The sequence below is a fragment of the Pseudomonadota bacterium genome, from assembly GCA_016195085.1.
Lineage (GTDB): Bacteria > Pseudomonadota > Alphaproteobacteria > SHVZ01 > SHVZ01 > JACQAG01.
In genome coordinates, this window is sequence record JACQAG010000094.1 from 53,694 (window position 1) to 64,990 (window position 11,297).

Sequence of the window (11,297 nt, forward strand, 5' to 3'; positions counted from 1 at the left end):
GGCAATGGCAAAGCCAGGCTGCAGTAACCGTTCTGCAGTGCCTGCGAAGAGCAATCGGGGCCGTGCCCGGCGCCCGATGCGCCCTGACTACCGTTTCTGGACTTCGGCGTACCGCAGTCGAATGCTAATCTGCCGGGAATCCCGATTGGACATTCGGAGGCGCTTCATGTCGTCAGGGACGGGGTGGCGTATCGCACCGATCTTCGTTCTCGCTGCCTGCCTGTCATCGCCCGGCATCGCCGTCGCGCAAGGCACGCCCGCAGGCTTGAGCAAGATCGAGCACATCGTCGTGCTCTACATGGAGAACCGCAGCTTCGACCACGCCTACGGCAATTTCCCGGGAGCCGACGGTCTCGCCAATGCCGGCGAAGCTGCGATCCAAGTCGATGCCAACGGCAAGCCTTACGATGCCTTGCCCGACCCGCTCGATCTCCGCACGAAGCCCTATGTCCGCTACGTGAAACTACCACCGACGCTGCCGAACAAGCCGTTCAAGCTGAACGACTACTACAAGCTGGACGAAGTCATGGGCAGCCTGATCCACGCCTTCTACCAGCAGCAGGAGCAGATCAACGGCGGCAGGATGAACAAATTTGCCATGGCCTCCGACGCGCTCGGTTATGCCATGGCTTATTGGGATACGAGCAGCCTTCGCCTCTACGACTACGCCAAACGCTATACGCTCGCCGACAACTTCTTCCACGGAGCCTTCGGCGGCTCGTTCCTTAATCACTTCTGGCTCGTCTGCGCCTGCACGCCGGTCTATCCGAACGCACCGGAGAAGATCGTCGCAAGGCTCGATGCCAACGGTAAATTGTTGCGGGATGGCTTCGTTACACCCGACGGCTATGGCGTAAACACCATGGAGCCGATCGGCGGTCCGCACGGACGGACTATCGACAAGGACCTGCTGCTGCCGGTTCAAACCATGCCGACTATCGGTGACCGATTGACCGAGAAAGGTGTGAGCTGGAGGTGGTACTCGGGCGGCTGGAACGAGGCTGAGGCCGGCACGGAGAAGGAGGGCACCTTCAGCTACCATCACCAGCCCTTCGCCTTCTTCCAGCGATTCCAGAAAGGCCGTCCCGACCGCGCCCTGCAAATTCAGGATCTCGATGACTTCATGGCCGACATCGCCAAGGGCACGCTGCCGCAGATCGCCATCTACAAGCCGCGGCGCGGCATCAACCAACACCCCAGCGCCAGCGACATGGCTACAAGCGATGCCCACACCGCGGACCTTCTGGATCGGCTCGAGAAGAGCCCACAATGGTTGAAGATGGCGGTGATCGTCACCTATGACGAGAACGGCGGCTTCTGGGACCATGTGCCGCCGCCCAAGCGCGACCGCTGGGGGCCGGGTACGCGGGTGCCGGCCATCGTCATTTCACCCTTTGCTAAGAAGGGTTACGTCGACCACACGCAATACGACACCTTGTCCCTGCTCAAGCTGATCGAGAGCCGGTTCGGATTGGTGCCTTTGAACGAAGCCGACGCCAAAGCCGTCGGGATGTTCAATGCGTTCCAGTTCTGAGGTCCGAGCGCGACCGCTCGCATCTTCGATGGCGGCGGTTCCCGCCCCGTGCTCGGAAATGGCGTGCCCTGCTGGTCGAAGGAGAGAACTGGGTCGCCAAACTGACGGTTTGAGGCACCCGATCAGTCGGCCGCTAGCTCTAGGCCGAGGCCATCCTTCCCTCGGTCGATCGCCGGGCCCTGGCCGGCCGCAGCCAACTCGGCCCGACGCCGGGCGGTTGCCGCATGGTCGACCGTCATGTCTTCGGCGATGACGACGCCATAGATTTCCGCGGCCCTACCCCGGCTGACCTTGCCGTCCGCGACGTCGTCCAACACCGCCTCAATCTTGCGCTCCGAGGGGGGGCCATTGCCGCCGCCGCCGGCGGTCATGCCGATGAAGCGGTCGCCGGCCTTCAGCTGTAGCATGATGCGTCCGTGCACGATCTCCCGCTGGCCGTCCTTGCGTTCGATGACAATGACGTTGCGGGCGCCGGGCCGGCCGCCATGAAGCCCCCATGGCGGTGTCAGGTGCCGGTCGCCGCGGGCGCTGATCGAGGTTTCGCCGCGCAGCAGCTCGAGCTCACGCTCCACCCCGAGGCCGCCGCGAAAGCGGCCGGCGCCGCCGGAATCGATGCGTTTCCTGTGCTTCCAGACCCGGATCGGGTATTCGAGCTCGACCGCCTCGGCTGGAATGTTGCGCCCGTTGCCCATGTCGCAGCTTAGCTGATCGACGCCGTCGCTCCGCAGGCTGGCGCCGACGCCGCCGGAGAAGATGTCCATGAACACGAACCGCTCATGGGTGGCGGGGTCGACGATGCCCCAGCTGCCGCAAAGGTCGGAGCCGTGCGGCGCGGCCGGGATCCGCTCGGGCAGGACCGTGGCCAAGGCACCCATCAGGGTGTCGGCGATCCGTTTCATGGTGTGGTAGCGGATGCAGACCGGCGCCGGCCGCTCGGCCGATACCACCGATCGGCTCGGCACCGTCACCCTGACCGGGCGGAAGCAGCCGGAGTTGCTAGGTATGTCGTGCCCGGTGAGCGCCCGGACGACGAAATGCACGGGGGCTAGAATTCCGCCGGGCCCGCAGTTTGCCGGCCCCCTTGTCTGCGGATCGGAGCCGGTGAAATCGAAGTGCATGGCCGAGCCCTTGACCTCGATGCTGACGGCGATCTTGATCCTATGGTCGAGGTCGATACCGTCATTGTCGAGATAGTCGGCGAAGGCATACACGCCGTCCGGGATGCGCTCGATCGCCGCCCGGGTCAGCCGTTCGGAGTGGTCGAGCAGGGCCGGCACCAGGGCGTCGAAGGTCCCGAGGCCGTGGTGCTCGATCATGGCCACGACATGCGCGGCGGCGGTCCGGCCCGCGGCGATCAGGGCCATAATGTCGCCGAACACCGCCTTCGGCACGCGGACATTACGTTCGATGATGCGCCAGAGCGTATCGTTGGGCTTGCCGGCGTCATAGAACTTGCAGACCGGCAGCGCCAATCCCTCCTGAAAAATCTCGGTGGCGTCGGTGATCATGCTGCCGGCCGATTTGCCGCCCATGTCCAGCATGTGGCCGAGCGCGCAGCCGAACGCCCTGACCTTGCCCTCGAAGAAGATCGGAACGATGACGATGGCGTCGGGGATGTGGCTGCCGCCCTCGTAAGGATCGTTGACGGCGAAAACGTCGCTGTCCTGCATCGCCTCGGCGGGATAGCGCCGGAGCGTGTGTTCGACCGCCGGCAGGAACGAGGTCAGGTGGGTTGGATTCGCCGTTGCCTGGGCAATCACTTCGCCCCCGACCGAGAAGACCGCGCACGAGCAGTCGCCACCCTCTTTTAGCGTGGTCGAGAAGGCGCAGCGTACCAGCGTGTTCTGCATCTCCCGCGCAATCGCATCAAGGCGGTTGCGCAGCACCTCAAGGGTCACTGGATCGATGGTCATCCCACCTTCTTCCTACCGAGCAAGAGATTGCCTTGGGCGTCCACCCGGCACGTCCAACCCGGCCTCACCACGGTGGTGCTGTCCGCCTGATGGATGACCGCCGGTCCGCTCAGAACCCGCCCGTCGGTGATGTCGGAGCGAAGATTGACCGGAGTATCGACGAAATCGCCGGTGGCGGCAAAGCAGCAGCGACGACTCTGAGGTGGCTTCGGCAGCGCCGCCGGTACGAAGGCGATGGGACGCTCGTCCCTGTCGATGCGGTAAGAGTGGACCGTGCGCAGATTGACGAACTCGACCTCTGAATCCTCCGCCGCATGGCCATAGACCCGGCGGTGGGCCGCGTGGAACGACTCGATCACGTGCCTGAGGATTTCGGCGCTGACGGGATTGCCCACCGGCACCTCGAGTTCGAAGGCCTGGCCGATATAGCGCATGTCGGCGGTACGGACGTGGATGACCTCGCCGGCGGGGACCCGGTCGGCGATCATGCGCTCCAGGCCGACCCGGTGCAGCCGCTGGAACGCCGCCTCGATCCGGGCGGGGTCGGCGTCCTCGACCGGCACCTTGAAGGTCGCGGCATCATCGTACTCGACGGCGGCGGCCAAGAGACCGTAGGCACACAGCGCACCGGGCGCAAACGGCACGACCGCCGTGCCCATGCCCAGCTCTTCGGCGATGGCGAGGCCGTTCACCGGTCCGGCACCGCCGAACAGGACGAGGGCGAACTCGCGTGGATCGTAGCCACGCTTCAGCGAAACCAGGCGCGTGCCGTCGGCGATACGGGCATTGACGATGCTGTGGATGCCGTGCGCCGCCTGCACGGTCGACAGGCCGACCCGTGCACCGATCCGCTCGACCGACCGCCAGGCGGCATCCGGGTCGAGCCTCAGGCCACCGGCGAAATAGTCCGGGGAGAGGTAGCCGAGCACGATGCTGGCATCGGTCACGGTCGCCTCCGTCCCGCCGCGTCCGTAGCAGGCCGGTCCGGGCTCGGAACCGGCGCTTTGCGGACCCACATGCAGGCCGCCGGCACCGTCGACCCAGGCGATGCTGCCGCCGCCGGCACCAAGCGTGGTGATGTCGACCATCGGCGTCCGCAGCGGATAGCGCTCGAAGCGGCCCTGCGAGGTGGTCAGCGCTCGCCCGGTCGCGATCAGCGCTATGTCAGCACTGGTGCCGCCCATGTCGAGCGTGATGCCGTTGTCGAACCCGCCGGCGCGAGCGAGCTTCAACGCGCCGACCACGCCGGCGGCGGGCCCGGACAAGAGTGCGGTAAAGGGGCGGTTGGCGATGATACGGGTCGAGGCGAGGCCGCCGCGCGACTGCATGGTGAAGACCTCGCAGGCGAGGCCGGCCTCCCTGAGGCGGTCGGTGAGGTTGCCGAGATAGGCGCCCATCACCGGCCTCAGATAGGCGTCGAACGCCGTCAGGCAGGACCGCTCGTACTCGCGGAACACCGGGTCGACCTCGTGGGAAAGCGACACCGGGAGGTCGGGATAGAGCGAACGAACAATATCGCGGATGCCGAGCTCGTGCCGGGGATTGATGAAGGAGAAGAGGAGGCAGACGGCCAGCGCCTCGATCCGCTCCGATTCGACGAGCTCGCGGACGGCGTCGGCGACGCCGGCTTGGTCCAGCGGCACGACCACACTGCCATTGGCCCCGATCCTCTCCTTGATACCGCGCCGGCGTCGGCCCGGCGCGATGAACCCGGGGGTCTGCGGTTCCGCATCGAGGCGGTAGATCTCGCGGCGGTCGCCACGGCCGAGCTCGATAGTATCCTCGAAGCCGTCGGTGAATAGCATGCCGACCCGCCCGCCCCGTCGCTCGAGCACGGCGTTGGTACCGACGGTGGTGCCGTGCAGGAGATGACTAACCTCGGACGGCTGGGCCCGGACCTGGCTCAGCATGCGCTCGACGCCGCGCACGAGCCCCTGAACCGGATCCCTCCGGGTCGAAGGTTCCTTCGTCCATGAGAGCCGCCGCCCCTCCGGCGTCTCATACAGACAGCAGACATCGGTGAACGTCCCGCCGATGTCGACGGCAAGAATCGTCAAGACAACCTCGATCCGAATAGTCCGTTCACCGAAGCCGCGCCGATGCGGTTGCGCCCATGGAGCGGCGGCATCCCGGCCGGCGCAGCATCTGTTCCGGCAGGTTGGACAGGAAGAGAAGCTAACACCATCATCATCTCACCTCGGGCCGTCAATACGCTCGTTGGCTGTATTCCACAGTCGGTGTCATCGTGCTAACGGTTTAGGCGTCCTCCGAGGTTACATCCGGATCGTGAACGTCGCCATCGATCCCCAGCGATGCGTTTGCAGCGGCTACTGCGCCCGTCTCGCGCCTACGGTCTTTCGGCTGGCATCGCCGAAGCCGACCGAAGTGGCCGTCGCCTCGCCGCCGGAGGCGCTACGGGAGGCGGTCCGCGAGGCGGCGGAGCTGTGCCCGACCAAGGCGATCAAGTTCATCGAGTAGGAGACGGACCGATGACGCTCTCCGGCGCCGAACGCTACGGTCACCATGGGTATGTAGGAACCACGCTGGATCCGAAGAACGGCCCGTCCGTGGCCGGGATGCGCTGGCTTACCAGGCTCGCCGATGTCGACGATGTGTTCCGCTCACAGGACTTCGAGCAGGGCGGCGGCGGCCGGCGCGACAGCGGGCCCTTCGTTGGCGGCAGTCTGCTGTCGCTCTCCGGCGACGAGCATTTCGAGCGTCGCCGGATCCTCTCGGCGCTGTTTCGTCGGTCCATGGTCGAGAGCTTTCAGGACGACGTCTTCGCTCCGGCCTTCGAGGCGGCGCTCCGCCGCTGCCCGCGCGGCACGGACGGCCTGGTCCGGGCGGAGCTGCAGCGCCTGATCCGGGTGCCCCTGCGTCGGGTGTCGGCGGCGCTGGTCGGCATCGATGGAATCGACAGGACCGACGCGGCCGAGCGCTATCAGGCCTGCGTCGACAAGATGGCGATCGGCGTCAACCTGGAATGGGTGGCAGGCGACCATAGGCGGGTGACCGACGAGATCCTGCCCGCCAAGGAGCGGTTCGCCGCGGAGTTCTTCGAGCCTTCGTTCGCCCGGCGCCGCGCGCTGGTCGAAGCCGTCCGCGCCGGACGCATCGAGCGCGACGCGCTGCCGCTCGACCTGATGACCCTGATCCTGCTTCATCCCGAGCATTTCCGCCGCTGGGGGACGGACCTGCCCCTGCACGAGGTGATCCTGGTCAATGGCGCGCCGGCCAGCATTCCGCTCGGCGTCTCGCACGTGGTCAGCGAGCTGACCGAATGGTTTGCCGCCCGTCCCGAGGATCGGGCGTTGATGACGGAGCCGGATTTCGTCCGCCGCGCGGTGTTTGAGTCGCTCAGGCTGCATCCGGCCTCGCCGTTCCTCATCCGCCGGGCCCGCCGCGACACGAGGCTCGCCAGCGGCCAGGCCTTCGCCGCCGGCGAGTACGTCGTCCTCGACATCTACACCGCCGGGCGGGATCCGGAGGTCTACGGCGCCGATCCGGAACGCTATGACCCGCGCCGGGCGCCGAAGCTCAAGCTCCGGCCGATGGGCCTCGGTTTCGGCGGCGGCCCCCATACCTGCATCGGCTTAAGCCTATCTGTCGGCGGCACGTCGGCAGCGGACGATGACGGGCCGCAAGGGATCATGGTCTGGGTGGTGAGCGAGATTTATGCCCGGGGAGTCGAGATGGATCCGGAGCGTCCGCCGCGCTTCAATGATGTGACTGTGCGCAATGAATACGCGGAGTTCCCTGTCATCTTCCGCAAATGCTAGGCTAGGCCGAAGGTCGATGCCAGCATTGGACCCTGGGCCGCAGGGAGGCGGTCAAACGATCAGAGGGAGGAGCAAAGACATGACGATGGCGCAACGCGTGGTGGCGACCGCCGCCGCACTCATGCTGGGTCTCGGCGCGTTCGCCGGTTCGGCCAAGGCGCAGGGGACGACGATCACCGTCGTCGACTTCGGCGGCGCCTGGCAGGAATCGCTGAAGAAGGCGGTCTGGACACCGTCCTTTGACAAGCTCGGCTACACCATGAAGCAGGATTCGTTGCAAACCATCGCCGATGTCCGCCTGCAGGTGCAGAGCGGCAAGCCGGCGTGGGATGTGGTTGGGCTACCGTACGGCGAATGCGTCGCCGCCGAGGCGGAGGGTCTGTTCGAGCCCATCGACTACAGCCTGGTTCCCAATGCCAAGGACATGGAGCCCGGCGTCAATGCCAAGACCTTTACCGGCGGCACCGTCTGGGCCGCCTTCGTCATCGCCTGGAGCAAGAAGAAGTACGGCGACAACGGGCCCAAGAACTGGGCGGATTTCTGGGACACAAAGAAGTTCCCCGGCGCCCGCGCCGCCTACGACGCACCGCGCTTCATGATCGAGGCGGCGGTGATGGCTGACGGCGTGGCCAAAGACAAGGTCTATCCGATCGATCTCGACCGTGCCTACCGGAAGCTCAAGGAACTGCGGAAGGACGTGGCCGTCTGGTACAAGTCCTTCGGCCAGGCCACCGACCTGATCAAGACCAACGAGGTCGACATGATCCCACTGCTCGATGGCCGCATCATTGACGTGATGAAGGACGGGGCCGACTGGAGCTTCACCTTCAATCAGGGCATCATCAACGGCGCCTGCCTGGCGATCGTGAAGGGATCGGCGAACAAGGCGGCCTCGCACAAGGTCATCAACGAGTTCCTCGACCCCGTCATTCAGGCCAATATCCCCTCGTATTTCAGCTATGGGCCGATGAACTCCAAGGCCTTCGCCACCGGCAAGATCGCGCCCGACGTGGCGAAGCGGCTGAACTCGAATCCGGAGAACTTGAAGCTGCAGCTCCTGCTCGACTCCGTCTGGTGGGGCAACAACCGCCAGCAGGCGCAGCTCAAGTGGGATGAGTTCTCGAAGAACTAGTCCGAGACCCGGTCGAAGGGCGCTCCGCCGACGGCTGTCGCCGCCAGCGGGGCGCCGCTAGATCGACTGCGGGCCCCGGCATCGTGCCCAGCGTGCTGAAGCGATGACCGCGTTGCTCGGCCGCCACCTGCCGGTTCAGATCGAGGGCGTGAGCAAGACCTACGGGGCGGTGACAGCGGTCGACCGGGTCACGCTGGCCGTCGATCAGGGCGAGTTCGTGACCCTGCTGGGCCCTTCCGGGTCGGGCAAGACCACGCTCCTCATGATGCTGGCGGGCTTCGTCCAGCCGACCGCCGGCGATATCCTGGTGGGCGGTCAGTCGATCAAGCACCTGCCGCCGCACAAGCGGAACATCGGCATGGTGTTCCAAAACTATGCTTTGTTTCCGCATCTCAGCGTCTTTGACAACATCGCGTTCCCGCTGAAGCTGAGAAGGCTGCCTGGGGCCGAGATCGAATCCCGGGTTGGCGAAGCTCTCGACCTCGTCCGACTCCAGGGCCTTGGCAGGCGTCGGATCCACGAGCTGTCGGGCGGCCAGTCGCAACGCGTCGCCCTGGCACGCGCGATCGTGTTCGAGCCTAGCATCATGCTGATGGACGAGCCGCTGTCAGCCCTCGACAAGAGACTTCGCGACCAGATGCAGGTCGAGATCCGCCGGTTGCACGAGGCGCTCGGGGTAACCACGATCTACGTGACTCACGATCAGCGCGAAGCATTGACGCTGTCCGACCGCATTGCCGTCATCGACCGCGGCCGGTTGATGCAGTTCGATGTGCCGCGGACAGTCTACGACCATCCGGCCAATGCCTTCGTCGCGGAATTCATCGGCGAGTCGACCCTGCTGCCGGTCTTGGTCATCTCGGGCATCGCCACTGCCGAGGGGACACCGGTCATTACCCCATACCCCGTCCCCTCGACGGGAGAGCCGCTCAGCCTCGTGCTCAGGCCGGAGAAGCTGCACCTGGCCGTAGGCAACCAAAAGGACGGCGACACCAACTATCTCCAGGGCACGTTGCTGCGCGCCATGTTCCAGGGCGAGAGCATCCTCTACACCGTGAGACTCGCAAACGGCACCGAGATCATGGTCCGCGACCTCGGTCGCGAGGGAGGCGGCGTGTATCGCGTGGGGCAGGCGGTCCGCATCGCGTTTCACCGCGACGACGCCCTCGTCATTCCCGGCCGGCAGCCATGACCACGATCGAGGTGGCCCGAGGTGGCAGCCTGATGGACCTAGAACGCCGGCAACGGATTGAGCACGTGCTCTTGGTCGTGCCGGCACTCGCGGTGATCGTCCTGGTCGTGGCGCTACCGATTGCCTGGATGTTCGTGCTGTCGTTTCTCGGTGAAGACGGACGGTTCACACTTGAGAATTACCAGATTTTCTTCACCCGTGGCGGCTACCTCGGCGTGATCGGTACCACGTTCGAAGTCTCGGTCGTCGTAGCGCTGCTGACGTTGCTGCTCGGTTATCCCGTGACTTATCTGCTGGTCGGACTTTCGCGTCGGCTGGCCACGTTCGCGCTGCTTGCGATTATGCTGCCCTACCTCACCTCGATCCTCGTTCGCACCTATGCGTGGCTGGTACTGCTCGGCCGGCGCGGCATCGTCAACAGCACGCTCATGTCCCTCGGCTGGATCGACGACCCGCTGCCGCTCCTCTACAATCTGACCGGCACGGTCGTCGGCATGGTCCACATCATGTTGCCGTTGCTCGTCCTGCCGCTCTACGGCTCGATGAAATCCATTGATCCGAACCTCATGCGGGCCGCTTCCAATCTTGGCGCCAGTCCGCTGGCGGCCTTCTGGCGCGTCTATTTCCGGCTGTCGCTGCCCGGCGTCGCCGCCGGCACCTTCCTGGTGTTCGTCTCTTGCCTCGGTTTCTTCATCACCCCGGCGATCCTCGGCGGCGGACGCGTGGTCATGATGGCACAGCAGATCGCCAAGGCGGTCGCCGTCGGCAGCCATTTCGGCGTTGCCAGCGCCCTCGGGGTCGGGCTGCTGACGACCACGGTGACCGTGCTCATGCTCGGGCGGCGTTTGCTCCGGTTCGAGGTCGGCCGGCTATGAACCCATTGGCCTCCTTCATGAAGCGCCCGGCGACCGATACCCAGGTGGCGCACTGGCAGAGGCTGTGGCTCTACGTCTTCGTCGCCCTGGTACTTGTCGTCCTGATCCTGCCGACCCTGATCGTGATCCCGATCTCGTTCACCGCGTCTTCGTTCATGGAGTTTCCGCCGCGGAGCTACTCGCTCCGCTGGTACAGAGTCTATCTCCAATCCAGCGAGTTGATGGACGCGACTTGGATCTCCCTCCAGGTGGCGACGCTGACGACCCTGGTGGCGACGCCGTGCGGCGTGGCCGCGGCCTATGGGGTCCGCTGCCTCAGGACTGGCCACGCCGATCTCCTGGCCGGCATTGTCGTGCTGCCGCTGATCGTCCCGGTCATCCTGATCGCCATCGGCCTGTTCTTCGTCTACATCCCCCTTGGCTTCAACAACACCATCCTCGGCCTCGTGGTCGCCCACACCGGTCTCAGTGTTCCCTTCGTCTTCGTCATCGTGCTGACGCGGCTCAGGCAGTTCGACTTCCGCCAGGAGCAGGCGGCGCAGAGCCTGGGTGCCAACCGGGGGCGGGCCTTCCTGACGGTGACGCTCCCGCAGATCAAGTTCTCCGTGATCGCCGGCGCCTTGCTGGCCTTCATCACGTCGTTCGACGAGGCCGTGGTCGCCTACTTCGTCGGCACCGGACCGATGTCGACGTTGACGCGGCGGATGTTCATGTCGCTGGAATACGGGGTCGAGCCGACCATCGCCGCGATTTCGACCCTTCTGGTGGCGCTCACAGTCCTCATCGTGGTCGTCACGCAGATCTTGGTCGTGGAACGGCCGAAGTGACTGCGCTCGAGATCGGCGACGTTGCGATCCGGCAGATCGTCGAGA

At 65.4% G+C, this 11,297-nt stretch carries 9 protein-coding genes; 7 read left to right on the forward strand and 2 right to left on the reverse strand.

Annotated elements, in window-relative coordinates:
* The first annotated feature begins 166 nt into the window (after positions 1-166).
* The gene (acpA, locus tag HY058_22795) at positions 167-1,534 is read left to right on the forward strand and encodes an acid phosphatase (GenBank protein ID MBI3500131.1); all 1,368 of its coding nucleotides are present in this window, start codon (positions 167-169) and stop codon (positions 1,532-1,534) included.
* A gap of 122 nt (positions 1,535-1,656) precedes the next feature.
* Here the strand turns inward: acpA and HY058_22800 are convergent, their stop codons facing one another.
* Together HY058_22800 and HY058_22805 are read right to left on the reverse strand one after the other, a co-directional pair.
* Positions 1,657-3,447 carry a hydantoinase B/oxoprolinase family protein gene (locus tag HY058_22800; GenBank protein ID MBI3500132.1) on the reverse strand — a complete coding sequence of 597 codons (1,791 nt, stop codon included), beginning with the start codon at positions 3,445-3,447 and terminating at the stop codon, positions 1,657-1,659.
* Positions 3,444-5,504: a hydantoinase/oxoprolinase family protein gene (locus HY058_22805; protein MBI3500133.1), complete on the reverse strand. Its 2,061-nt coding sequence runs from the start codon at positions 5,502-5,504 to the stop codon at positions 3,444-3,446. The genes HY058_22800 and HY058_22805 overlap by 4 nt, the downstream gene beginning before the upstream one ends.
* Positions 5,505-5,733: 229 nt before the next feature.
* Between HY058_22805 and HY058_22810 the strand changes: the two genes are divergently transcribed.
* The 6 genes from HY058_22810 (at position 5,734) to HY058_22835 (ending at position 11,252) form a co-directional block, all read left to right on the forward strand.
* The gene (locus tag HY058_22810) at positions 5,734-5,925 is read left to right on the forward strand and encodes a ferredoxin (GenBank protein MBI3500134.1); all 192 of its coding nucleotides are present in this window, start codon (positions 5,734-5,736) and stop codon (positions 5,923-5,925) included.
* An 11-nt stretch (positions 5,926-5,936) separates the two neighbouring features.
* Complete coding sequence (locus tag HY058_22815) at positions 5,937-7,226, forward strand: cytochrome P450 (GenBank protein ID MBI3500135.1); 1,290 nt, start codon at positions 5,937-5,939, stop codon at positions 7,224-7,226.
* Positions 7,227-7,305: 79 nt separating this feature from the next.
* Positions 7,306-8,358 carry an ABC transporter substrate-binding protein gene (locus tag HY058_22820; GenBank protein ID MBI3500136.1) on the forward strand — a complete coding sequence of 351 codons (1,053 nt, stop codon included), beginning with the start codon at positions 7,306-7,308 and terminating at the stop codon, positions 8,356-8,358.
* Between the two features lie 103 nt (positions 8,359-8,461).
* Positions 8,462-9,550: an ABC transporter ATP-binding protein gene (locus HY058_22825; protein ID MBI3500137.1), complete on the forward strand. Its 1,089-nt coding sequence runs from the start codon at positions 8,462-8,464 to the stop codon at positions 9,548-9,550.
* Between the two features lie 32 nt (positions 9,551-9,582).
* On the forward strand, positions 9,583-10,425 hold the full coding sequence (locus tag HY058_22830) for an ABC transporter permease (protein ID MBI3500138.1): 843 nt from the start codon (positions 9,583-9,585) through the stop codon (positions 10,423-10,425).
* Between the two features lie 5 nt (positions 10,426-10,430).
* The gene (locus HY058_22835) at positions 10,431-11,252 is read left to right on the forward strand and encodes an ABC transporter permease (GenBank protein MBI3500139.1); all 822 of its coding nucleotides are present in this window, start codon (positions 10,431-10,433) and stop codon (positions 11,250-11,252) included.
* The last annotated feature ends 45 nt before the right edge of the window (positions 11,253-11,297 follow it).

What these genes read in the sequence shown, in the direction of transcription:
- acpA (MBI3500131.1), top strand. Translation starts at nt 167, where the DNA reads ATGTCGTCAGGGACGGGGTGGCGTATCGCACCGATCTTCGTTCTCGCT.
- HY058_22820 (MBI3500136.1), top strand. Translation starts at nt 7,306, where the DNA reads ATGACGATGGCGCAACGCGTGGTGGCGACCGCCGCCGCACTCATGCTG.
- HY058_22800 (MBI3500132.1), bottom strand. Translation starts at nt 3,447, where the DNA reads ATGACCATCGATCCAGTGACCCTTGAGGTGCTGCGCAACCGCCTTGAT.
- HY058_22815 (MBI3500135.1), top strand. Translation starts at nt 5,937, where the DNA reads ATGACGCTCTCCGGCGCCGAACGCTACGGTCACCATGGGTATGTAGGA.
- HY058_22825 (MBI3500137.1), top strand. Translation starts at nt 8,462, where the DNA reads ATGACCGCGTTGCTCGGCCGCCACCTGCCGGTTCAGATCGAGGGCGTG.
- HY058_22830 (MBI3500138.1), top strand. Translation starts at nt 9,583, where the DNA reads ATGGACCTAGAACGCCGGCAACGGATTGAGCACGTGCTCTTGGTCGTG.